19 protein-coding genes and 1 pseudogene are annotated in these 23,460 nt (G+C 69.1%); 9 read left to right on the top strand and 11 right to left on the bottom strand.

Annotation, left to right across the window (positions count from 1 at the left end; translation table 11 throughout):
• Nucleotides 1-2 precede the first annotated feature (2 nt).
• Both lpxI and lpxB read left to right on the top strand, forming a co-directional pair.
• Nucleotides 3-845, top strand: a complete 843-nt coding sequence (gene lpxI, locus AC07YH_RS13850) for a UDP-2,3-diacylglucosamine diphosphatase (protein WP_494747563.1) — start codon at nt 3-5, stop codon at nt 843-845.
• Nucleotides 845-2,032: a lipid-A-disaccharide synthase gene (lpxB, locus tag AC07YH_RS13845; protein WP_494747562.1), complete on the top strand. Its 1,188-nt coding sequence runs from the start codon at nt 845-847 to the stop codon at nt 2,030-2,032. The genes lpxI and lpxB overlap by 1 nt, the downstream gene beginning before the upstream one ends.
• Here the strand turns inward: lpxB and AC07YH_RS13840 are convergent.
• Entirely contained in the window at nt 1,991-3,739 is a 1,749-nt protein-coding gene (locus AC07YH_RS13840) for an ATP-binding protein (RefSeq protein ID WP_494747561.1), read from the bottom strand. The two genes, lpxB and AC07YH_RS13840, sit on opposite strands and share 42 nt — an antisense overlap.
• Before the next feature lie 125 nt (nt 3,740-3,864).
• On the opposite strand from AC07YH_RS13840, the gene fliK reads away from it, so the two are divergent.
• Both fliK and AC07YH_RS13830 read left to right on the top strand, forming a co-directional pair.
• Nucleotides 3,865-5,580, top strand: coding sequence for a flagellar hook-length control protein FliK (fliK, locus tag AC07YH_RS13835; RefSeq protein WP_494747560.1), 1,716 nt, complete (start codon nt 3,865-3,867; stop codon nt 5,578-5,580).
• Nucleotides 5,577-5,840 carry an EscU/YscU/HrcU family type III secretion system export apparatus switch protein gene (locus AC07YH_RS13830; protein WP_494616755.1) on the top strand — a complete coding sequence of 88 codons (264 nt, stop codon included), beginning with the start codon at nt 5,577-5,579 and terminating at the stop codon, nt 5,838-5,840. The genes fliK and AC07YH_RS13830 overlap by 4 nt, the downstream gene beginning before the upstream one ends.
• Before the next feature lie 56 nt (nt 5,841-5,896).
• Here AC07YH_RS13830 and gltA read toward each other — a convergent pair whose 3' ends face one another.
• Nucleotides 5,897-7,177: a citrate synthase gene (gene gltA / locus AC07YH_RS13825; RefSeq protein WP_494747559.1), complete on the bottom strand. Its 1,281-nt coding sequence runs from the start codon at nt 7,175-7,177 to the stop codon at nt 5,897-5,899.
• 67 nt (nt 7,178-7,244) lie between these two features.
• The gene (gene gltX / locus AC07YH_RS13820; RefSeq protein WP_494747558.1) at nt 7,245-8,657 is read right to left on the bottom strand and encodes a glutamate--tRNA ligase; all 1,413 of its coding nucleotides are present in this window, start codon (nt 8,655-8,657) and stop codon (nt 7,245-7,247) included.
• Between the two features lie 162 nt (nt 8,658-8,819).
• Here gltX and AC07YH_RS13815 point away from each other — a divergent pair, with 162 nt between their 5' ends.
• On the top strand, nt 8,820-11,003 hold the full coding sequence (locus tag AC07YH_RS13815; protein ID WP_494747557.1) for a ComEC/Rec2 family competence protein: 2,184 nt from the start codon (nt 8,820-8,822) through the stop codon (nt 11,001-11,003).
• A 30-nt stretch (nt 11,004-11,033) separates the two neighbouring features.
• Nucleotides 11,034-11,789 (top strand): isocitrate lyase/PEP mutase family protein, encoded by a 756-nt coding sequence (locus AC07YH_RS13810; RefSeq protein ID WP_494747556.1) that lies wholly within the window; start codon nt 11,034-11,036, stop codon nt 11,787-11,789.
• Between the two features lie 66 nt (nt 11,790-11,855).
• Here AC07YH_RS13810 and lexA read toward each other — a convergent pair whose 3' ends face one another.
• From lexA to AC07YH_RS13780, 6 genes and pseudogenes are all read right to left on the bottom strand, one after another.
• Nucleotides 11,856-12,563 carry a transcriptional repressor LexA gene (lexA, locus tag AC07YH_RS13805; RefSeq protein ID WP_494747555.1) on the bottom strand — a complete coding sequence of 236 codons (708 nt, stop codon included), beginning with the start codon at nt 12,561-12,563 and terminating at the stop codon, nt 11,856-11,858.
• Between the two features lie 171 nt (nt 12,564-12,734).
• Nucleotides 12,735-13,535: pseudogene (locus tag AC07YH_RS13800) on the bottom strand (class I SAM-dependent methyltransferase); the annotation flags it as partial.
• Between the two features lie 42 nt (nt 13,536-13,577).
• On the bottom strand, nt 13,578-14,147 hold the full coding sequence (locus AC07YH_RS13795; RefSeq protein ID WP_494747554.1) for a lysophospholipid acyltransferase family protein: 570 nt from the start codon (nt 14,145-14,147) through the stop codon (nt 13,578-13,580).
• Between the two features lie 85 nt (nt 14,148-14,232).
• The gene (trpC, locus tag AC07YH_RS13790) at nt 14,233-15,021 is read right to left on the bottom strand and encodes an indole-3-glycerol phosphate synthase TrpC (protein WP_494747553.1); all 789 of its coding nucleotides are present in this window, start codon (nt 15,019-15,021) and stop codon (nt 14,233-14,235) included.
• Entirely contained in the window at nt 15,018-16,043 is a 1,026-nt protein-coding gene (gene trpD, locus AC07YH_RS13785) for an anthranilate phosphoribosyltransferase (protein WP_494747552.1), read from the bottom strand. Before trpD ends, trpC begins: the two co-directional genes overlap by 4 nt.
• Nucleotides 16,044-16,050: 7 nt before the next feature.
• Nucleotides 16,051-16,647: an anthranilate synthase component II gene (locus AC07YH_RS13780; protein ID WP_494747551.1), complete on the bottom strand. Its 597-nt coding sequence runs from the start codon at nt 16,645-16,647 to the stop codon at nt 16,051-16,053.
• Between the two features lie 117 nt (nt 16,648-16,764).
• Here AC07YH_RS13780 and AC07YH_RS13775 point away from each other — a divergent pair, with 117 nt between their 5' ends.
• On the top strand, nt 16,765-16,974 hold the full coding sequence (locus AC07YH_RS13775) for a hypothetical protein (RefSeq protein WP_494747663.1): 210 nt from the start codon (nt 16,765-16,767) through the stop codon (nt 16,972-16,974).
• Between the two features lie 25 nt (nt 16,975-16,999).
• On the opposite strand, the gene trpE is transcribed toward AC07YH_RS13775, so the two are convergent.
• Entirely contained in the window at nt 17,000-18,535 is a 1,536-nt protein-coding gene (gene trpE / locus AC07YH_RS13770) for an anthranilate synthase component I (protein WP_494747550.1), read from the bottom strand.
• Entirely contained in the window at nt 18,535-20,496 is a 1,962-nt protein-coding gene (locus tag AC07YH_RS13765) for a peptidylprolyl isomerase (RefSeq protein WP_494747549.1), read from the bottom strand. Before AC07YH_RS13765 ends, trpE begins: the two co-directional genes overlap by 1 nt.
• Nucleotides 20,497-20,633: 137 nt before the next feature.
• On the opposite strand from AC07YH_RS13765, the gene tpiA reads away from it, so the two are divergent.
• Nucleotides 20,634-21,395: a triose-phosphate isomerase gene (tpiA, locus tag AC07YH_RS13760; protein WP_494747548.1), complete on the top strand. Its 762-nt coding sequence runs from the start codon at nt 20,634-20,636 to the stop codon at nt 21,393-21,395.
• A 90-nt stretch (nt 21,396-21,485) separates the two neighbouring features.
• Nucleotides 21,486-23,324 carry an aspartate--tRNA ligase gene (gene aspS / locus AC07YH_RS13755; protein WP_494747547.1) on the top strand — a complete coding sequence of 613 codons (1,839 nt, stop codon included), beginning with the start codon at nt 21,486-21,488 and terminating at the stop codon, nt 23,322-23,324.
• Nucleotides 23,325-23,460 lie beyond the last annotated feature (136 nt).

Genomic DNA, 23,460 nt, shown 5'->3' with positions numbered 1-23,460 from the left:
CGATGCGTAAGCTAGGCCTGATCGCCGGCGGCGGCGCGCTGCCCGTCGAGTTGGCGGCCCATTGCGAGGCCGCTGGCCGCGCCTTCGCGGTCATGCGGCTGAGGAGCTTCGCCGATCCCGCCCTGGCCCGCTACCCGGGCGTCGAGGTCGGCATCGGCGAGTTCGGCAAGGCCTTCAAGGCGCTGCGGGCCGAGGGCTGCGAGGTCGTCTGCTTCGCCGGCAATGTCAGTCGTCCGGACTTCGGCGCCCTGATGCCCGACGCGCGAGGCCTGCTGATCGTGCCCAGCTTGATCAAGGCCGCGCGCCAGGGCGACGACGCCCTGCTGCGCCGGGTGCTGGACGAGTTCGAGAAGGAAGGCTTCGAGATCGAGGGCGCGCACGAGGTCGTCGGCGAGATGACCCTGCCGCGCGGACGCCTGGGCAAGTTCTATCCGCGCGACGAGCACATGGCCGATATCGAAAAGGCCCTGATGGTGGCGCGCGAGATCGGTCGCCTGGACGTGGGGCAGGGCGCCGTGGTCTGCAACGGCCTCGTCCTAGCCGTCGAGGCCCAGGAGGGCACCGACGCCATGCTGCGCCGGGTGGAGCAACTGCCCCAGGCCATCCGTGGCTCGGCCGAGACGCCGCGCGGCGTGCTGGCCAAGGCCCCCAAGCCGATCCAGGAGACCAAGGTCGACCTGCCCACCATCGGCGTCGCCACCATCCAGCGCGCCGCCCGCGCGGGCCTGGCCGGCGTGGTCGGCGAGGCTGGCCGCCTGCTGGTCGTCGACCGCGACGCGGTGATGGCCTGCGCCGACGATCTGGGCCTCTTCGTGCTGGGGGTCGATCCGCAGGGGCGGCCCTGATGGCGCTCCCAAAAAAGCATCTAAAAGTCATGCTGGTGGCCGCCGAGGCCTCGGGCGACGCCCTGGGCGCCAGCCTGGCCAAGGCGCTGCGGGCGCGACTGGGCGACAACATCACCTTCGTGGGCGTCGGCGGAGCCAAGATGGCCGAGCAGGGGGTCGATAGCCCCTTCGACATCGCCCAGCTCTCGATCCTGGGCATCGTGGAGGGCCTGAAGGCCTATCCGACGGTCTTGGCTCGTCTGAAGGACTCCGTGGCCCTGGCGGCCCGGGAAAAGCCCGATGTGGCCGTCCTGATCGACAGCTGGGGCTTCAATATCCGCCTGGCCCACACCCTACGGAAGCTCGACCCCAAGCTGCCGCTGGTGAAGTACGTCGCGCCACAGGTCTGGGCCTATCGCGCCGGCCGCGCGCGCAGCCTGGCCAAGTCGGTCGATCTGCTGCTGTCGATCCAGCCGATGGACAAGCCGTATTTCGACGCCGTGGACCTGCCCAGCGTCTTCGTCGGCAACTCGGCCCTGGCCAAGCGCTTCGACCATGCCGACGGCGCTAGGTTGCGCGCGGCGGTCGGGGCCTCGGCGACCGATCCTATCCTGCTGGTCCTGCCCGGTAGCCGTCCGTCTGAAATCGAGCGCGTGCTGCCCGCCTTCGAGGACGCCGTGCGCCGTTTGAAGGCTGACCGGCCCGAGCTGGTGGTCGTCATCCCCGCCGCCTACACCGTGGCCGAGGCGGTCAAGGCGCGCGTCGCCGGCTGGCCGTTCCGCGCCCACGTCATCGAGGACGAGCAGCTGAAGGACGACGCCTTCGTCGCTGGCGACGTCGCCCTGGCCTGCAGCGGCACGGTGACGACCGAGCTGGCCCTGGCCGGCCGGCCGATGGTGGTCGGCTACAAGACCGCGCCCCTGACCTACGCCATCGTCAAGCGCCTGATGAAGCCGCGCTGGGTCACCCTGTTCAACATCGCCGCCGGCCGCGAGATCGCCCCGGAGCTGCTCCAGGACGCCTGCGAGGGCGAGGCCCTGGCGCGCGAGGTCGGCAAGCGGCTGGACGATCCGGATTTGCGGGAAAAGCAGGCGGCGGAACAAAACGCGGCGCTGGACAAGATGGGCCGTGGCATGCCCGACCCGTCGGAGGCCGCCGCCGACGCCCTAATCGACTTCCTGAAGACGCGGGGCCTGGTCACGGCCTGAGACAGCCTTGTCGAGGGCGGTCAGCAACTTGGCGACGTCGATCGGCTTGCCGACATGGTCGTCCATGCCCGCCTCCAGCAACAGCTCGACCTGGTGGCGCATGGCGTTGGCCGTCAGCGCGATCACCGGCGTGCGCGGACGACCTTCCTCGGCCTCCAGGCGACGGATTTCCTTCAGCGCCGTCAGGCCGTCCATGACGGGCATGTGGATGTCCATCAGCACCGCGTCCCACTGGCCTTCGCGCCAGGCGGCCAAGGCTTTCGCGCCGTCATCGACGATGACCGGCTCGAGGCCGGCCTGGCGCAGCACCAGGCGCAGGACGAGCTGGTTGGTCGGATTGTCCTCGGCGGCCAGGATCCGGAGGCCCGGCGCGGTGTCGGGCAGGGTCTCGTCCTCGGTCTTGGTCCTGGCGGGCGCGGCGACCTTGGCCAGCGGCAGGACGACCGTGAAGGCGCTGCCTTCGCCCGGGCGGCTGAACAGGGTGACGTCGCCGTCCATCCGGCGGGCCAGCTCGCGGCAGATGGCCAGGCCCAGACCCGCCCCGCCGTGCCGACGCGTGGCGATGTCGTCCAGCAGCACGAAGCGGCCAAACAGCTGCTCCTGCTCCTCGGGCGCGACCCCGGGACCGGTATCGGCCACGGTCAGCTCCAACTGGCCGGCCTCGTAGTCGGCGACGATCGAGACGCCGCCGCGTTCGGTAAACTTCACGGCGTTGGACAGCAGATTGTGCAGGATCTGCCGCAACCGTCCGGCGTCGCCCAGATAGGCGCCCTCGGCGGCCGGGGCGATCGACAGGTCGTGGGTCAGGCCCTTGCCCTGGGCCAGGGCGGCGAAGGTCTGGCCGCAGCCGACCAGCAGTTCGCGCAGGTCGAACGGTTCGGGGCGCAGCTCCAGCTGGCCGGCCTCGATGCGGGCCAGATCCAGCACGTCGTTGAGGATCTCGGTCAGGGCCTTGCCCGACTGGCGGACCACGTCCAGGCGCTCGCGCTGGGCCGGCGACAGGTCATCGGCCTGCATTACCTGGGTCATGCCCAGGATGCCGTTCAGCGGCGTGCGGATCTCGTGGCTCATGGTCGCCAGGAAGGCGGTCTTGGCCCGGTTGGCGCCGTCGGCCTCGGCCTCGCGGGCCTGGGCCAGGGCGGCGGCCTCGGCCATCCTCTGCATCGTCTGCTCGCGCTGGATCGCGTAGCGCAGCACATAGGCGAAGAAGCACAGCACCGCGACCAGCGACAGCAGCAGCTGGGGCAGGCCGGTCGACAGCGCCGCCAGGGCGGTGCCCACGAAAACCTGCAACAGCACGGCCGACAGGGCGGCCAGGCCGATACGGCGCGAGATCACGAACTCGGCGGTGCAGCTCAGCGCGATGGCGGCCATCATCGCCCCGCCAGCCAGCACCGAGGCGCGCGTACCCAGCAACACCAGGGCCGAGGGCAGGCTGGCGTAGATGAAGGTGTAGACCAGGGTGAAGGCCGCCAGAACGGTCTCTAGGGCGGGCTTGCCTTGCCCGTGCCTGGCGACGATGCCGCAGAGTAGCTGGTTGATGCCGATCAGCGCCACGGCGGCGGCCAGCCAGCCGAGGCAGATCCTGGGATCGAGCCAGGCGCAGGCGCCGGCGGCGGCCAGCAGGGTCATCGGCACGATGGACAGCAGATCGCGGCGCCGGTGCTCGACGATACTCAGCCACCGCGTATCCAGAACGCACCTCACACGACGCAGGAGAATCCGTGAAGTCCAAGCTCCACAAGGCTTTGTGAGTTCATATAGCGAAGGTTAACCGCTGATTTACGTCCCCAGCCTAGTATACTCATAACTGTCGCCGTGGAGCCGTTGTCGTGGCCATCGACCCGACCACGCCCGTGACCCCCATCCTTCCAACTCCCACGATTGGGACTGGACCGGAATCCGTCGCCGTCATCCAGGCGCTGGCGCGCCAGGCGATCGCCAACACGACCGCTCAACTGGGCGAGATCGTCGGCCGTCCCACCAATCCACAGGTCACGCCCGGCGCGCCCATCGAACAGGCCGGACAGGTCTCGACCCAGGACGCCGGCCACGCCGCCGACGCGCAGGGCGCGAAGACCGTTCCGCCCGCGCTGCAACAGGCCGCCCGGCCCGAGACGCGCCTGGTCCGCGCCGTGCGCACCGCCGCCGCAGAGGCCGTGCCGCGTCAGACGGGCCTCGCCCCGCTGATGGCCAATGTCCGCGCCGTCGTCGAGCGTCCCGACATGCCGCCCGAGGTGCGCGAGGCGGGCAGGGCGCTGCTGGCCAAGGCGCCCACGGCCGCCGAGATCGCCACGCCCCAGGGTCTGCGCCAAGCTGTCGAGCGCTCTGGCGTATTCCTAGAGGCCAAGATGGCTCGCGCGGCCGCGACGCCGCCCCAGGAGGGCCTGCCGCGCCTTCCCGAGGCCGTCGATATGAAGGCCGCGCTGCTGGTGTTCCGTGGGGCGCTGTCGGCCTGGCTGGCCAAGGCGCCGCCGCAGGCGTCGGAAGCCCCGGTCGCCGAGCCGGTTTCCGCTCCGACCGAGGAGGGGAGCGAGGCGCCTCCGATCGCGACGCCGTCAGCCTCTTCGTCGGCGGCGCCACGACCGCAGCTGGGCGCCAACTCCGCGCCGTTGGCCCAGCCCGATCTCAAGACCGCGCCGACAGTCGCGTCTCCGCTTCCGCAAGCCGAGGTCTCCGAGCTTACCGCCGAGGCTCCGCAATCGCTCGCCAAGGCTCCAGAGCCGCCGCCCGAGGACGACGGCCTCGCCGCCCGCTTCGGCGCCTTCGTGGCCATGCCCAAGCCCTCCGCGTCCGTCGCTACGCCCGTCCGCGCCGCGCTCTCGGCGCTGGTGCAACTGGGCCTGATCGCCGAGGAAGCGCTTCACGAGGAGCCTACGACCGCGACGCCCGCCGAGCCCAGGGCTCTGACGCCGCGCGGCTATGGCGCCGTCCCGGCCGAGGTCGCGCGCTCCAAGGTCCCGCCGCCGCCCTATGCCGGCGGTCCGATGGCCGGCCAGAAGCCGGTCGCGCCCGAGCTGTCCATGAACCAGTCGCCCGCCGATCTCGTGCGGGGCCTGCTGAAGGGGACCAACGGCGCCCTGGCTCGCCAGGACCTGATGCAGATCGCCTCGCTGCCTGACTCCGTTCCCCACGAGGCCGAGACGGCTGAAGCCCGTCCCCAGCAGGCCGGTCGCCTGAACCTCGACCTGCCGTTCATGACGCCCCAGGGCCTGGCCGTCGCCCAGTTCGAGATCAGCCACGACGGCGGCGGCTCTAGCGGCGGCGCGGTCGGTCCAGCCGAGCGCACCTACAAGGCCCGGTTCTCGATCGATCTGGAGCCGCTGGGTCCCGTCCATGCCCTGGTCACCCTGACGGGCTCACGCACCCGCGTATCGCTGTGGGCCGAGCGGGCCGAGACCATCGCCCGCCTGCGGGCTGGCGAGGAGAGCCTGGGCGCGGCCCTGCGCCAGGCCGAGCTGTCGCCCGAGGTCGCCGTCCATTCCGGCGCGCCGACCAGCCCTGGGGGCGTCAGCCCGTTGGGCCACTTCGTGGACCAGGCCTCATGAGCGGGATCACCGGACCCTCGGCGCGGCCGCGCATCGCTGTCGCCCTTCTCTACGAAGAGCCCAACGCCCCCAAGGTCGTGGCCTCGGGCCAGGGTTGGCTGGGCGAGAAGATCATCGAGACGGCGCGTGAGCACGGCGTGCCGATCGAGGAGGACCCGGTCCTGGCCCAAGCTCTATCGAGCCTGGAGATCGACGAGGAAATCCCCGAGGCGCTTTACCGCGCCGTCGCCGAGGTCCTCAGCTTCCTGCTCAAGCGCTAAACGAAAAAGGCCCCGCCGAAGCGGGGCCTGATCCATGTCTCCGAGGAGAAAAGCGCTTAGCGCTTCTCGACGTCGACGTAATCGCGTTGCGTGGCGCCCGTGTAGAGCTGACGCGGACGACCGATCTTGCGAGTGGGGTCCTCGAACATTTCCTTCCACTGGCTGATCCAGCCGACGGTGCGGGCCAGAGCGAACAGCACGGTGAACATGTTGGTCGGGAAGCCCATCGCGCGCAGGGTGATGCCCGAATAGAAGTCGATGTTCGGGTACAGCTTGCGGTCGATGAAGTACGGATCGCTCAGGGCGACCTTTTCCAGTTCCTGGGCGACCTGCAGCAGCGGGTCGTTGTTGTGGCCCAGTTCCGCCAGCACTTCGTGGGCGGTCTTCTGCATGACCTTCGCGCGCGGGTCGAAGTTCTTGTACACGCGGTGGCCGAAGCCCATCAGCTTGTACTTCTTGTCCTTCACGCCCTGGACGTAGTCCGGGATGTTCTCGACCGAGCCGATGGTTTCCAGCATCTCCAGGGCTTCCTGGTTGGCGCCGCCGTGCGACGGGCCCCACAGGCAGGCGATGCCGGCGGCGATGCAGGCGAACGGGTGCGCGCCCGACGAACCGGCCAGGCGGACGGTCGAGGTCGAGGCGTTCTGCTCGTGGTCGGCGTGCAGGATGAAGATCCGGTCCATGGCGCGGGTCAGCACCGGGTTCGGCTTCCAGTCCTCGGCCGGCACGGCGAAGCACATGCGCAGGAAGTTTTCCGAGTACGACAGGTCGTTGCGCGGCGACACGAACGGCTGGCCGACCGTGTACTTGTAGGCGCGGGCGGCGATCGTCGGCATCTTGGCGATCAGGCGGTGAGCGCTGATCTCGCGCTCACGCGCGTCGTCGACATTGATGCTGTCGGCGTAGAAGGCCGACAGGGCGCCGACCGCGCCGGTCATCACGGCCATCGGGTGCGCGTCGCGGCGGAAGCCTTGGAAGAAGGCGTCGAACTGCGCGTGCAGCATCGTGTGGTAGGTGATGTTCTTTTCGAACTTGGCGAATTCGTCCGCCGTCGGCAGTTCGCCGTTCAGCAGCAGATGGCAGACCTCGAGGAACGAGGACTTCTCGGCCAGCTGGTCGATCGGATAGCCGCGGTGCAGCAAGATGCCCGCGTCGCCGTCGATATAGGTGATCTTGCTTTCGCAAGAAGCGGTCGAGGTGAAGCCGGGATCGAAGGTAAAGTGGTCGCTCTCGGCATAGACCTTTCGGATGTCCAGGACGTCCGGACCCGTGCTGCCCTTGAGGATCGGCAGGTCGTAGCTCTTGTCGCCAATCGTCAGCGTGGCTTTATCGGTCATACTTAGACCTCTCCATAAATTGGAACGAGCAGTCCAACTTTCGTTTTCGCACGTGCGTTATAGCGCCTCATGCGCGCGACGCCAGGGCGTCGTCAAGGCGCCCCAAACTCTCTTCGCGAGAGAGCGCGGCCATGGTCTTGTTCAGGTCCGGAGCCGGCGCGCCGCCGGTCAGGATCCCGCGCAGGGCAGGGCCGAACTTCCCGAAGCCGACGCCCTCGGATTCCGCGAACGTTTTCAACACCGTTTCCAGCGTCGGAGCGTCGAATGCCTCGGCGGCGGCCAGCTGATCGCGCAGGCGCTTCAGGCGCTCGACCGTTTCTTCGGTCAGCTGCTTTTGGGTTTTTTCTTCCAGGGCCAGCGGCCGGACCTTCAGTGCGAACGCACAGTGATCCACCAGCTCCAGGATGGTCTTGGCGCCTTCCTTCACTTCCGGGACCGTGCGGGCGATGCGCTCGCGGGCGTCGGCGGGCAGGGGCTCGCCACGCTTTTCGGCGGCCGTCAGGGCCAGTTCGGTCAGGCGGGCGTCATCGGCCTTGCGCAGATGCTGGGCGTTGATGTGGTTCAGCTTGGCCCAGTCCAGGCGCGCCGGCGCCTTGACCACGTCGGCCACGTCGAACCAGCTGATCGCCTGCTCGTCGTTGAACACCTCGTCGTCGCCGTGACCCCAGCCGAGGCGCGCCAGGTAGTTGCGCATGCCTTCGGGGATGTAGCCGAGGTCGGCGAACTCGCCGACGGCCTGGGCGCCGTGGCGCTTGCTGAGCTTGGCGCCGTCCGGGCCGTGGATCAGCGGGATGTGGGCGAAGGCCGGCACGCTCCAGTCCAGGGCCTGATAGATCAGGCTCTGGCGGGCGGCGTTGTTCAGATGGTCGTCACCACGGATCACGTGGGTGACGCCCATGTCGTGGTCGTCGACCACGACGGCGAGGTTGTAGGTCGGCGCGCCGTCGGCGCGCAGCAGGACGAGGTCGTCCAGCTCGATGTTCCTGAAGGTCACCGGACCCTTGACCAGGTCGTTGACCACGGTCTCGCCGTCCAGCGGGCCCTTGAAGCGGATCACGTGCGGGACCGCCAGGTCGCCTTCCGGAGCGTCACGCCAGGGCGAGCGGATGGCGCGGCCTTCGGCGCGGGCCTTCTCGCGGGCGACTTCCAGTTCTTCGACGGTCATCCAGCAGCGATAGGCGCGGCCGGCGTCCAGCATCTGCTGCACGGCCTCGACGTGGCGCGGGGCGCGGGTGTGCTGGAAGACGACCTCGTCGTCGGATTCCAGGCCCAGCCAGTTCAGGCCTTCGAAGATCGCGGCGACGGCGGCTTCGGTCGAGCGCTCACGATCGGTGTCCTCGACGCGAACAAGGAACTTCCCTCCCGTATGGCGTGCATATAACCAGTTGAACAGCGCCGTGCGGGCGCCGCCGATATGCAGGAAACCGGTGGGCGAGGGGGCGAAGCGCGTGACGACGCCGGAAGAGGTGGGGTTCGACATGGGCTTCAAAACTGTGGGGCTGGAGGCCGAAATGGCGTCGATGGGCGCGAACCGCAAGGTGGCTCGGGCGGGGCGTCTTAGCACGCCGCTTCGCGCCGGGCCTAGCGGTTTTCCGCATCGCGGCGAACTTGGCTTAACCGTCAAAAATACAGTGGTTTCGGTATGTTAGGCGCGGAACTTGCCGAGGTCGCGTCTGCCGCGCCAGCGGCGCGTCTGTCGTGGTCGGCCCTGAAGGCCGGGCTGCTGACGGAAGGGCGAGTCAATCTGGATCGGGCGTTTCTATGGACGCCGGTGGCGTTCGGTCTCGGCGCGGCGGGCTATCTGGAAGCTGGAGTCGAGCCGAAGCTCTGGATGCTGGCTTTGGCGGCTGGAGCGCTGGCGGCGATCTGGTGGACCGGCCAGCGCTGGAACGCGCCACGTGGCTTCGTCGTGCTGGTCAGTCTGATGGCGTTCGGGGCTACCGGCGGTCTGGCCGCCAAGATTCGCAGCGACCGCGTGGCGGCTCCACGGATGGCTGGGGAGCGGGTCGTGCGGCGGGTGGACGGCTTTGTCGTGGACGTGGTCAGTCCCGGCGCGGGCGGGACGCGTTTGCTGATCGCGCCGGTGACCGTGTCCGGCCTGCCGCCGGAGCGCACGCCTCGCCGCATTCGGGTGACGATCGGCGAGAACGAGACGCCGGCGCCAGGGCAAGCGGTGCGACTGCGGGCCATGCTGGGACCGCCGCCGCCGCCGGCTGCGCCCGGATCCTACGACTTCGCCCGCGACGCCTGGTTCGACTCGATCGGCGGCGTGGGGTTCGTGATCGGCGAGCTGGGGGAGACAGGCCTCGATCCGCCGCCCTGGCGACTGAGCCTGACCATGGCGATCAACGCTTTCCGCTGGGACTTGGCGCAACGGATCTACAACAGAATGGGACCGACCAGCGGCGGGCTCGGGGCGGCCATGGTCACCGGCCACGAGGCGTGGATTCCCCAGGCGCAGACCGACGCCATGCGTGCCTCGGGCCTGGCGCACATCATTTCGATCTCAGGCCTGCACATGGCCATCGTCGGCGGCTTCATGTTCGGCGCGGTGCGGCTGGGCGTCGCCGCCTGGCCGTGGCTGGCGCTGCGGGCGCCGGGCAAGAAGATCGCCGCCGTGGCGGGGCTGATAGCGGTGCTGGCCTATCTGGTCATCTCCGGCGCGCCGCCCCCGGCCGAGCGCTCGGCGATCACCGCCAGCGTCGCCTTCCTGGCCATCCTGTTCGACCGCCGGGCGATCACCCTGCACGGCCTGGCCGTGGCGGCGCTGGTGATCCTGGCGATGAAGCCCGAGACCGCCGGCGAGCCCGGCTTCCAGATGTCCTTCGCCGCCACCGCCGCCCTGGTGGCCCTGGCCGAGAGCTGGCCGCAGCCGGTGAAGGAGATTTCGACGCCATGGTGGATCCGCTGGCCGCAGGCGGGTTTCACCTGGCTGGCGGCCTCGGTCGCGGCGAGCCTGGTGGCGGGCCTGGCCACCGCGCCGTTCGCCATGCAGCACTTCAACCGCGTCGCCGTCTGGGGCCTGCCGGCCAATCTGGCGGTCGCGCCGCTGTCGTCGTTCGTGATCATGCCGTTCCTGGCGGTCGGGACCCTGCTGGAGCCGTTCGGCCTGGGCGCGCCGTTCCTGGCCGTGGCTGGCTGGGGCGTCGACGCCATGCTGGCCATCGCCAACGGCTTCGCCGATGCGCACGGCGCGCAGCGGATCGTCGCCAGCGCGCCGCCGCAGGTGCTGGTGGTCGCTTTCCTGGGTCTGATGGTCCTGTGCCTGTGGCGCGGCCGCCTGCGCTGGATCGGCGCGCCCCTGGCCCTGGCGGTCGCCCTATGGCCCAGGCCTGCGCCGCCGGACGCCTGGATCGCCAATGACGGGGCGACGGCCGCCGTCCGCTCCGGCGACGCGGCCGTGCTGCTGCGCACCGACGCCAAGCGGTTCGGGGCCGAGCTGTGGGCGCGTCGGCGCGGCCTGACGCCGGCGACCTGGAGCCTCTACGCCTGCGACAAGCGGATTTGCGCGCCGGAACTGGGCGCGCCCGTGCGGCTGTCACTGGTCTGGGGCCGAAAGACGCCCGACGCCGAGACGTTGTCGGGCCTGTGCATCCGCAGCGAAGTCGTGGTGATCCGTGGGCCGGCGCCGCCCAGGACTCCGCCGCTCTGCGCCGAGACCGTGCTGCTGGCGGCCGAGGATTTCGCCCGCGGCGGCGCCGCAGAACTCTATCGCCGTTCCAACGGTTGGCGCATCGTCTGGGCTCAGCCATTGCGCGGCGATCGGCCGTGGAGTCGTCCAGAGGAGAGCCGCCTGCTGACAGCCGATGTCACCAGCGGCGGGTAAAGCTTCAGCAGCACCACAGGAGTTGCCGCCATGTCGAACCCGTTCGCCGCCCGCCGCGCGGCCTTCCGCGCCCTGCATGCCGAGGGCTGCTTCGCCCTCCCGAACCCGTGGGATATCGGCAGCGCTAGGCGGCTGGAGAAGCAGGGCTTCCAGGCTCTAGCCTCGACCAGCGCCGGCATGGCCTGGGCCCTGGGCAAGGACGACGGCCAGGTCACGCGCGACGAGGTCATCGAACATCTCAAGATGCTGTGCGCCGCCACCGACCTGCCTGTGAACGCCGATTTCGAGGCCGGTTTCGCCGATAGCGCCGAGGGCGTTGGCGAAAGCGTCACCCTGGCCATCGAGGTCGGCGTTTCGGGCCTGTCGATCGAGGACTGGTCGGGCTCGGCGCTCTATGACCTGCCGGTCGCCGTCGAGCGTCTGAAGGCCGCCCGCGCCGCCATCGACGCCTCGGGTCAGGACGTGATCCTGGTCGGCCGCACCGAAGGCTATCTGCGTGGCGCCCGCGACCTCGCCCCGACCCTGGAGCGCCTGAAGGCCTATGCCGCCGCCGGCGCGGACTGCCTCTACGCCCCGGCGGTCACCGATCCGGACGAGATCAAGGCCATCGTCGAGGCCGTGGCGCCCAAGCCGGTCAACATCCTGTTCTGGGGCGGCGACATGTCGGTCGAGAGCCTGGGCGCGCTGGGCGTGCGCCGGGTCAGCACCGGCGCGGGCCTGGCCGTCGCCGCCTGGGCCGGCTTCGACGCCGCCGCCAAGCGGCTGGCGGAGGAGGGGCGGCTGTAGCCCCGATACGAAAAGGCCCCGATCCTCAAGCGAGGTCGGGGCCAATTCTCAAGTCGCCGAAACGGCCTAGTGGTAGCGGCGGATCAGGCCCACCAGCTTACCCTGCACCTCGACTTGGTCGGGGCCGAAGATGCGGGTCTCGTATTTCGGGTTGGCGGCTTCCAGGGCGATCGAGCCGCCCTTCTTGCGCAGGCGCTTGAGGGTGGCTTCCTCGCCGACCAGGGCGACGACGATCTCGCCCGAGGTGGCGGTGTCGCCCTTCTTGATGATCACGTAGTCGCCGTCGAGGATGCCGGCTTCGATCATCGAGTCGCCCTGCACCTCGAGGACATAGTGCTCGCCATTGCCCAGCATGGCCTCGGGCACCGGCAGGCGCTCGCGCTCGTGCTGGATGGCGTCGATCGGGGTGCCGGCGGCGATCTTGCCCAGGATCGGCAGGTCGCGGCTGTCATTGGCCGGAGCGGAGGACGAGACCGGCGAGGGCGGGGGCGAACCGCCGCCCTCGAACACCTGCGGGCGGAACGCGCCACGGCCCTTGGGCGGGGCGGCCGTCGTGGCCTGCTGCGGCAGCTTCACCACCTCCAGCGCCCTGGCCCGGTGAGCCAAGCGGCGGATGAAGCCGCGCTCTTCCAGGGCCGTGATCAGCCGGTGGATGCCCGACTTGGACGCCAGGTCCAGGGCCTCCTTCATCTCGTCGAACGAGGGGGAGACGCCGGTCTCCTTGATCCGCTCGTGGATGAACATCAGCAGTTCGTGCTGCTTGCGGGTGAGCATGATGACCTCGGCTGGAGCGCGGAACAAACCGCAAACCTTGCGAATGTTCTCTAGGCGTTCCGCGTTAAAGTCAAGTCGAGCGTCGTTCGCCCGAGAAAGGCGAGGAAAATCAATAGCTAGCTTGGCCGGTAAGGCAAATAGCGCCCAGAATCAAAAGCTTAACGAAAGCTTTCAGGCGCGCTTGCGGGCGATGATGATGTCCTGGTCCTGCATCGGCTGGCGGCGCCAGACGCCCAGGGCCTGGTTCAGCACGTCGAGGCCCAGGGCCTCGTACTGCGCCAGGATCGGCTCTAGGTCGTAGCCGATCACCGCCTCGGGCAGTTCCGGCGTCGCGGTCCAGCAGCCGTCCAGGGCGTGGACGAAGTCGAAGGCGATCTGGCCATTGCCGGTGTTGGCGCGGGCCTCCTCGTCGATCAGGTACCAGGAGACGATGCTGGTGCCGTGGGGCTTGAGCACCCGGGCGATCTCGCGCGCGAACTGGGCCTGGTCGGCGGCCAGCAGGTGGGTGAACACCGAGCCCAGCCAGACATAGTCGAAGCTGGCGTCCGGATAGGGGAAGACGAAGGCGCTGGCCGGCTGCGCGCCGCCCGGATTGTACCGGTCGCTGTGCATGTCGGCGTGGACGAACTCGAAGCGCGGGTCGCCGACGGCGATGTTGGCTTTGCACCAGTCGATGGCCTGGGCCATGACGTCGAAACCGGCATAGCGGCCGGCATCATTCAGATAGTCGACCAGCGGGGCGGCGGCGCGGCCGATGCCGCAGCCGACGTCGAGGAAGGCGTGGTGCGGCTGCAGGCCGGCGGCGACGAACAGCTCCTTGAACTGCTGGCCCACGCGGATGAAGTCGGCGTCGGCGGCGCCGACCAGGTGCCAGAGCTCCTGCGGCGCGGCGACGGCGTCAACGGCCGGCGGCGGCGTGGGCGTCAGCGACAGCGCGCGACGAAGCTTGGACAGGAACGCCCGCATCCGATTCCTTTCAGGAAGAGCGGCGGGACCCTAGCGAGCGATCAAGCTTCAGCCAACGGCGCTCTTCAGTTCCGGATGCTTGGGCGTGACCGGCGCATAGAACGCCGCCAGCACGGCCAGGTCCTTCTCGTAGTCGCCGCTGGGCGTCATGGCCGGACCCAGGCCGACCACCTTGCGCTTGTAGTCCATGAAGCCGGGCACCATCGGCACGCCGGCCTTCAGGGCGATGTTGTAGAAGCCGGTCTTCCAGCCGCCGGCCTTGCCGCGCGTGCCCTCGGGCGCGATCGTCAGCATGAACTCGTCGCGCCGGGCGAACTCGTCGGCCATGGCCTGGACCGTGTCGCGCGATTGCGAGCGGTCGATCGGCACGCCGCCCAGGTCCTTCATCAGCCTCTCGAACGGCCAGCGGAACAGCGAGGCCTTGCCCATGAAGCTGAGCTTCAGGTTCAGCGCGTCGGCCGCGCCCAGGAAGTAGACGAAGTCCCAGTTGCTGGTGTGCGGCGCGGCGATGATCACGAACTTGCGGGTCGTGGTCGGGGCCGCGCCCTCGATCGTCCAGCCCTCGCGCTTGAAGAAGGCGACGAGGGACCAGTTCACCACGCGGGCGATCCAATGCATGCGCGTTTCCTCGCGTGGCGGCTTCTTGTTGAGGAGACTGTGATCGGGCGGGACGGAAAACGCCAGATGGCGCGTACCCGATCCGTCAGCCGAGCAGGGCCTTGGTGGCGGCCGTGACGTCGGCCTGGCGCATCAGGCTTTCGCCAACCAGCATGGCCTTGGCGCCGGCGGCTTCCATCCGCACGACGTCGTCGTGGGTGAAGAGGCCGCTTTCGGTAACCAGCAGGGCGTTCTTCGGAGCCTGCGCCGCCAGCCGTTCGGTGACGGCCAGGTCGACGACGAAGCTCTTCAGGTCGCGATTGTTGATGCCGACGAGATCCGAGCCCAGGGCGCCGGCGCGTTCCATCTCGGCCTCGTCATGGACTTCCACGAGGGCGTCCATGCCCAGGCGCTTGGCCTCGGCCATCAGCTCGGCGGCCAGGACGTCGTCGATCATCGCCAGGATGACCAGGATGGCGTCGGCGCCCAGGGCGCGGCTCTCGGCCACCTGCCAGGGATCGACCAGGAAGTCCTTGCGGATGCAGGGCAGGGCGGTCGCGGCGCGGGCGTCGATCAGATAGGCGTCGGCGCCCTGGAAGCTGGGGCCGTCGGTCAGCACCGACAGGCAAGCTGCGCCGCCGGCTTCATAGTTGCGAGCCAGGGCCGGCGGATCGAAGTCAGCGCGGATCAGGCCCTTGGACGGCGAGGCCCTCTTGATCTCGGCGATCAGGGACAGCTTGCCGGGCGCGTGGCCGTGGATCAGGGCGCGCTTGAAGCCGCGCGGCGACGAGGCGTTCTTGGCCGCGTTTTCGAGAGCGCCCAGCGTGCGGCGGCGCTTGCGGTCGGTGACCTCGTCACGCTTGTAGGCGGCGATCTTGGCGAGGATGTCGGTCACGCGGGTGCTTCCGTATTGGTGGCGGCCACCAGGCCGGCGAGGGCGACCTTGGCGCGGCCTTCGTCGATGACGTCGGCGGCCAGTTCGATGCCCTCGACCAGGGTCTCGACCTTGTCGGCGACCAGGAAGGCCGCGGCGGCGTTCAGCAGCACGATGTCGCGATAGGCGCCCTTTTCGCCGTCGAACAGGCGGGTGAGGGCGGCGGCGTTGAAGTCCGGATCACCGCCGGTGATGTCCGACAGCGAGGCGCGCGGCAGGCCGACGGCCTCCGGCGTGATCTTGAACAGATGGATGCGGCCGTCGCGCCATTCGGCGACCTCGGTCTCGCCCGTGGTGGTCAGCTCGTCCATGCCCGAGCCGTGCACCGACCAGGCGCGCTCCGCGCCCAGCGCGCCCAGGGCCTTGGCGATCGGCTCGACGAAGCGCGGGGCTGAGACGCCGACCACCTGACGCTTGGCGCCGGCCGGATTGGTCAGCGGGCCCAGCAGGTTGAAGATGGTGCGGAAGCCTAGCTGCTGGCGGATCGGCGAGACGTGCTTCATCGCGCCGTGATGGGCCTGGGCGAACAGGAAGCAGATGCCGACCTCGTCCAGCGCCTTGCGCTGTTGCTCGCGCGTGGCGTCGATATTGACGCCCAGGGCGGTCAGCACGTCGGCGGTGCCGGACTTGGAGGTGATGGCGCGGTTGCCGTGTTTAGCGACCTTGAGACCTCCACCGGCGGCCACGAAGCCGACCGCCGTGGAGATGTTCAGCGTGTGCAGGCCATCGCCGCCGGTGCCGCAGACGTCGATGACCTCGTACGGATGCTCCAGCTGGACGGCGGCGCGGCGCATGGCGCGGGCGCAGGCGGCGATCTCGCCCACCGTCTCGCCGCGCAGGCGCATGGCGGTGACGGCGGCGGCCACCTGGGCCGGAGAGGGCTCACCACGCAGGCAGGCGGCGAAGAACACCTCGGCGTCCTCGTCGCCCAGGGTCTGGCCGTCGGCCAGCTTGGCCAGCAGCGGCTTGAAAGCGTCGGACATGATCGGCCTAGACCCAGATCTGCGCGTCGCGCTTGACGTTCGCCAGGTCCATGAAGTTGGCCAGCATCTGGTGGCCGCCCTCGGTGGCGATCGATTCCGGGTGGAACTGCACGCCGAACACCGGACGGGTCTTGTGCTGCACGCCCATGATCTCGCCGTCGTCGGTCCAGGCGGTGACCTCCAGCTCTGCGGGCAAGTCCTCGCGGCGGACGGCCAGCGAGTGGTAGCGCGTGGCGGTGAACGGGTTGGGCAGGCCCTTGAAGATGCCCTTGTCGTCGTGGCGGACCTTGCTGACCTTGCCGTGCATGACGGCCTTGGCGCGGATCACCTCGCCGCCATAGGCCTGGCCGATGGCCTGGTGACCCAGGCAGACGCCCAGGATCGGCAGGTCGGCGGGCGCGCTGGTCAGCAGCGGCAGGCAGATGCCGGCCTGGTCCGGGGCCTTGGGACCTGGCGACAGCAGGACGGCGGCCGGCTGCAGGCCCAGGGCCTCCTGCACGGTCAGGGCGTCGTTTCGGTAGACGACCGTCTCGGCCCCCAGCTCGTTCAGATAGTGGACGAGGTTGTAGGTGAAGCTGTCGTAGTTATCGATGACGAGGATCATGACGCCGCCTTTCGGGTGTCAGGTTCTAGCGCGCGGCGGGCCGATGTGTAGCGCCAATTTCGCCTGCGGCTTTCAGTAACGGTTACAGCGGTCACGGAGCCCGGCATGATGGAAGCCATGGACCCGAGTGATTCCGCCCTGGACCCTGTCGCCGTCGCCTATGTCCGCGCGCTGCTGCGGCCCAAGCGTCGCGCCCAGAAGATGGCGCCGGTGCTGGCCGCCGCGGCCTTCGCCGCGTTTTGCGCGCTGGCCTTCGCCACGGTGATGGTGCTGGCGCCGCCCGCGGTCACCCAGCACCTTCCGGACGACCGGCTCGGCGGTCCCTAGTCCAAAGGGAAGACAGCCCTAAGGCTCAGCTGAATCGCCAGGCTTCCTCGGCCGCGCGCTTGAGGGCGCGGGACTTGTGCAGGGTCTCGTCGTATTCGGCGTCCGGATCACTGTCAGCGACGATGCCGCCGCCGGCCTGCACGTACATCATGCCGTCCTTGACCAGCGCCGTGCGCAGCACGATGCAGGTGTCGACCGAGCCGTCGGCGCCGAAATAGCCGACCGCGCCGGCATAGCCGATGCCGCGCTTCTCGACTTCCAGCTCGTCGATGATCTCCATGGCCCGCACCTTGGGCGCGCCCGACAGCGTGCCGGCGGGCAGGGCGGCCATCAGTACGTCGACCGGATCGACGCCGTCGGGGGCGGTGCCCTCGACGTTCGAGACGATATGCATCACGTGGCTGTAGCGCTCGATCTTGAAGCTCTCGGTCACGCGGACGTTCGGACCCTTGGGACGCTCAGCTGGGGCGTTACGGCCCTGGTGGTTGAGCATCGCCACACGACCGACGTCGTTACGGCCCAGGTCCAGCAGCATCAGGTGCTCGGCGCGTTCCTTGGGGTCGGCCAGCAGCTCGGCTTCCAGCGCCGCGTCCTGCTCGGGCGTGGCGCCGCGCGGACGAGTGCCGGCGATCGGCCGGATGGTGATCTTGTTGTCGCGCAGGCGGACCAGGATCTCGGGGCTGGAGCCGACGAGATTGAAGCCGTCCAGATTCAGGAAGAACAGGAACGGCGACGGGTTGGTCCGGCGCAGCGAGCGGTACAGCGCGAACGGCGGCAGGTCGAAGGGCGCTCGGAAGCGGTGGCTGGCCACGACCTGGAAGATGTCGCCGGCGGCGATGTAGTCCTTGGCCTTGGCGACCACGTCGGCGTAGTCGGCGCGGCTGACCGGGGTCGTGAATTCCATCGGATCGCGGGCCGGACGCGGGGCGTCGTGGCCCAGCGGACGATGCAGGTCGGCCATCACCGCCTCGATCCGCGCGCGGGCGGCGTCGTGAGCCTGCTTGGCCGAGACGCCGGCCTGCGGGCGCACGGCCGTGGTCAGGATGATCTCCTGGGCGATGGCGTCGAAGATCGCCACGATCTGCGGGCGGGTCATGATCCCGTCCGGCAGGCCCAGCGTGTCTTCGTTGATGTCGGGCAGGCGTTCGACCAGACGGACCAGATCGTAGCCCAGGGCGCCAAACACGCCGGCGGCCATGGGCGGCAGGCCCTTGGGCAGCTCCATGCGCGAGCGCGCCACGAGGTCGCGCAGGCTGTCCAGCGCGCCGCCGGGCTGGGGCGTGTAGCGGCCGGCGGCGATGTCGTCGCCTTCCGCGATCTCGGCCTGGTCGCCGCGGCAGCGCCACACCAGGTCCGGGTTCATGGTCACGATCGAGTAGCGACCGCGCCAGGCCCCGCCTTCGACGCTTTCGAACAGGAAGCTGTAGGGACGCGCCTGGGCGATCTTCAGATAGGCCGAGACCGGGGTCTCGAGATCATCGATCAGGCGGGTCCAGACGACCTGCTGCCGTCCGGAATCATAGGCTTCCGAAAAGGCGTCGAACGCGGGTTCCAGACTCATTACTCGGCTTTCTTTCCGCCCTTGGCGGCGTCGGCCTTGGCCAGCGCCTCGGTGTCGACGCCGATGGCCTGACGGGCCAGGGTCAGGTTGCTCTTGCTCTTCAGCTGGGTCTTGGCGGCGCCGCGGGCGGCCTCGCCGAGGTCGCGCATCAGGCCTTCACCGGCCTGGGCGCCGGCCATGGCCGCGATCTGGGCGATGGCGGCGGTCGGGGCCGGGCGGACCGCTTCCAGCTTGGCGACCACATAGGCCTCGCCCTGCGGGCCGGCGCGGGCGGTGAACGCCTCGCCGTTCTTGGCCTGGAAGGCCGCGCCCAGGAACTCGCGGCCCAGGCCCATGTGCTGCTGGGCGTTCTGGCGCGACAGGCCCGGGACCTTCTGGACCTTGGACTGCACCGAGGCGGCGACGGCCTCGATCGACTCGCCCTTCTTGACGCGGGCGACCAGTTCGTCGGCCTTGGCCTTCAAGCGCTTGGTCAATTCCTGGCCCATCCAGACGGCGGTCAGTTGCGGCTTGATCTCGGCCAGCGCCGGCATGGCGGCCGGGACGACCTTCTCGACCTTCACGGCGTAGTATTCGCCCTTGCCCAGCTCGATCAGCTCGCTTTCGCCGCCTTGCGACAGGCCGAAGGCGGTCTTGACGATGTCCGGCGTCAGGCCGGCGACCGGCTGGCCGGTCTGGTCCGCGCCTTGAGCGGTGATGGGCGCGGTCGTCAGCACCAGGGCGCCGGCCTTGCTGGCCGCGGCGAGCAGGTCGGCGCCGCCGTCATGGGCGTCCTGATAGGTCTGGGTCTGGTCGTAGGCCTTGGTCTGGGCGGCTTGGGCGCGGACCTCCGCTTCGATCTGCGGACGCACGCTGTCCAGCGTGGCGGCCGAGCCGGCGGTGATCTTGGCGACCTTGACCACCGAGACGCCCAGCTCGCCCGTGATCGGGCCGCTGACCTGGCCGGCGGCCAGCGCGAAGGCGGCGTCGGCGACCTTGCGGTCCGGGATGGCGGTCTTGGGCTTGTCGGCCAGGACCAGCGGGGTCTTGCCGAACGCCTTGGCGACGACAGCCGGGTCCTCGCCCTTGGCCAGGCGCTGCGAGATCGTGGCGGCGGCCTTGGCGTCCGGGGCGACGATCTGGACGAGGGTGCGGGTTTCCGGCTTGGCCAGGCTGTCCTTGCGGAAGTCGTAGGCCTTCTGCACGGCGGCCTGGTCGATGGCGACGGTCGGCTCCAGGGCCTTGGCGCTGACGCGCATGATCGACAGGACGCGGGTCTCCGGACGCGTCAGGCGCTCGGCGTTTTCCTTCATGAAGGCGGTCAGCTGGGCGTCGGTCGGCGGGGCCGGGCGCTCGACCGACGCCGGGTTCACGGCGAAGGCGGCGACGTCGCGCGCTTCCAGGATGTAACCGCCTTGCAGGGCGCCATAGATGCGCGGGGCCTTCAGGCCGGCGGCGACGGCCGAGAAGAAGTGGGCGTTGGCGATCTCGTCACGCAGCGAGGCCTCGTAGTTCGCCGGCGTCAGGTTGTTCTGGGCCAGCAGCGCCGCGTAGGCCTGCTGGTCGAACTTGCCGGTGATCGGATTGAACGGACGCTGGGTGGGCGGCAGCTGGCTCATCTGCTCGTGGACGATGTCGCCGACCAGCTTGTCCGACGGCTTCACGCCCATCTTGTTGATGGCGGCGGCCATCGATTCCTGCAGGGTCAGCTCGGCGACGATCTGGCGATCGATGCCTTGCTCGACGGCCTGGTCGGGCGTCAGGGCCTGGCCGCTGCGCTGCTCCATCGCCTTGCGATAGTTGTCGAAGCGCTGCTTGAAGTCCTGGGCGGACACCGAGCGCGAGCCCGCGCTGATCACGCCCGAGCCCTTGGGGCCCTTGAAGACGTCGCTGATGCCGAAGATGGCGAAGCTGACGATCAGCAGGCCAAACAGCAGCACCGCGAACGGCGATTTGGCGAAAGAGCGGAAACCGGCGAGCATGCGATCGAAAACCTTCCAGTCGGGTCGGCGACGCGCTCGCGCACCGACCAAGAGCAGCGGGTATAGTAGAGCCGTGGGCGCGTGAGCAAGCGCGCGGGCTTGACTTCCCAAGCGAGCGTGACGCCAAGAAGGCGCCTATGACCCAATCGAACACGACTCCTCGGCCGCTGATCGCCGGAAATTGGAAGATGAACGGCCTGAGCGCCGCGCTCGACGAGGCCCGCGCCATCGCCGCCGGCCTGGACGGCCAGCCGGCCGCCGCCCGCGTCGCCATCTTCCCGCCGGCCACCTTGCTGCACCGCCTGGCGCAGACCGTGGAGGGCACGGTCGTCCTGACCGGCGGCCAGGACTGCCACGGCAAGGCCAGCGGGGCCCACACCGGCGACACTTCGGCGGAGATGATCGTCGACGCTGGCGGCACGATGGTGATCCTGGGTCACTCCGAGCGCCGCACCGACCATGCCGAGACCTGCCAGCTGGTGGCCGGCAAGGTCGAGGCCGCGCTGGCCGCGGACCTGGAGCCCATCATCTGCGTCGGCGAGAGCCTGGCCCAGCGCGAGGCCGGCGAGGCCGTGGCCTTCGTCGTCGGCCAGCTGCACAACTCGCTGCCGCCCAGCCTGGCCGGCAAGGCCTTCAACGTCGCCTACGAGCCCATCTGGGCCATCGGCACCGGCCACGTGGCCTCGATCGACAACATCGTCGAGATGCACGCGGCGATCCGCGCCGAGCTGATCGCCCTGTTCGGCGAGCAGGGCCGGGTGGTCCCGATCCTCTATGGCGGCTCGGTCAAGCCCGACAACGCCCACGAGATCCTGGCCGCGCCCGACGTCGGCGGGGCCCTGGTCGGCGGCGCGTCGCTGAAGGCCAAGGACTTCCTGGCGATCATCGCGGCGGCGTGAGGGGCCAGAAACGGCCCCAGAATCCTTGACATCCGGGCGCCCACGTGCGCCTTACCGCGCCTTGCAAATCACCGCGTATTCAAGACTTTCATGACCTCCATGCACGCCTATCGCACCCACAACTGCGGCGCCCTGCGCGCTTCCGACACCGGTTCCTCGGTGCGCCTGTCGGGCTGGATCCATCGCAAGCGCGACCACGGCGGTCTGGTCTTCATCGACCTGCGCGACCACCACGGCCTGACGCAGCTGGTCCTGCACCCGGAGACCCCGGGCTTCGCGATCGTCGAGCGTCTGCGCGCCGAGAGCGTGATCAAGATCGATGGTGAAGTCGTCGCCCGTGACGCCAGCGTGGTGAACGCCAACCTGCCGACCGGCGAGATCGAGATTCGTGTCTCGGCCGTCGAGGTGCTGTCGGAAGCCGCCGAACTGCCGCTGCCGGTCTTCGGCGAGCCGGACTATCCGGAAGAGATTCGCCTCAAGCACCGCTATCTCGACCTGCGTCGCGAGACGCTGCACAAGAACATCGTCCTGCGCTCGCGCGTGATCCAGTCGATCCGCAACCGCATGTTCGCTCAGGGCTTCAACGAGTTCCAGACGCCGATCCTGACGGCCAGCTCGCCGGAAGGCGCGCGTGACTTCCTGGTGCCGTCGCGTCTGCACCCCGAGAAGTTCTACGCCCTGCCGCAGGCGCCCCAGCAGTTCAAGCAGCTGCTGATGGTCTCGGGCTTCGACCGCTACTTCCAGATCGCCCCGTGCTTCCGCGACGAAGACCTGCGCGCCGACCGTTCGCTGGAATTCTACCAGCTCGACGTCGAGATGAGCTTCGTCACGCAAGAAGACGTGTTCGCGGCCATTGAGCCCGTCATGCACGGCGTGTTCGAGGAGTTCTCGAGCGGCAAGCCGGTTTCGCCGATCTCGGGCACGCACACCTTCACCAACGACCTGGGCGACTCGTTCGAGCACCAAGGCTTCGAGCGCCTGACCTACATGCAGTCGATGGCCTGGTACGGCAGTGACAAGCCGGACCTGCGCAACCCGATCAAGATGCAGAACGTCTCGGAGCACTTCCGTGATGGCGGCTTCGGCCTCTTCGCCAAGATCCTGGGCGCGGACGCCAAGAACCAGATCTGGGCGATCCCAGCTCCGACCGGTGGTTCGCGCGCGTTCTGCGACCGCATGAACAGCTGGGCCCAAGGCGAAGGCCAGCCAGGCCTGGGCTATGTCTTCTGGTCGGAAGACCAGGGCGGCTGGGGCGGCCCGATCGCCAAGAACCTGGGCGAACCGACCCAAGCGCTCATGGAGTCGCTGGGCCTGGGCGCCGGCGACGCCGCCTTCTTCGTGGCCGGCGATCCCTCCGTGTTCGCCAAGTTCGCGGGCCTGGCCCGCACGCGCGTCGGCACGGAGCTCAAGCTGGTCGACGAGAACCAGTTCAAGTTCTGCTGGATCGTCGACTTCCCGATGTTCGAGTGGAACGAGGACGAGAAGAAGGTCGACTTCAGCCACAACCCGTTCTCGATGCCGCAAGGCGGTCTGGAGGCCCTGGAGACCCAGGACCCGCTGACCATCCGCGCCTACCAGTACGACATCGTCTGCAACGGCTACGAGCTGTGCTCGGGCGCGATCCGGAACCACAAGCCCGAGATCATGCTCAAGGCCTTCGCCACCGCCGGCTATGGCCCGGAAGTGGTCGAGGAGCAGTTCGGCGGCATGCTGAACGCCTTCCGCTATGGCGCCCCGCCGCACGGTGGTCTGGCCCCCGGCATCGACCGCATCGTCATGCTGCTGGCCGACCAGGTCGCCATCCGCGAAGTCATCGCCTTCCCGCTGAACCAGCAGGGCCAGGACCTGCTGATGAACGCGCCGGCCAACGTGCTCGACAAGCAGCTCAAGGAGCTGCACATCCGCACCGCGCCGCCTATCAAGGTCTAAGGCGCGGGCGGTAGAGCCCAGAAACAAAGAAGCCCTCCGGTCTTGCGATCGGAGGGCTTTTTCTTGGTCGGTTGGCCTGGAGGCCGACTACCACTTCTTCGGCGGCGCCGGAGGGGCAGGGGGCGCGGGCGGCGCC

The organism is Caulobacter sp. GW456-12-1-14-TSB4 (assembly GCF_059424195.1).
This window is presented reverse-complemented; position numbering and strand designations above follow the sequence as displayed.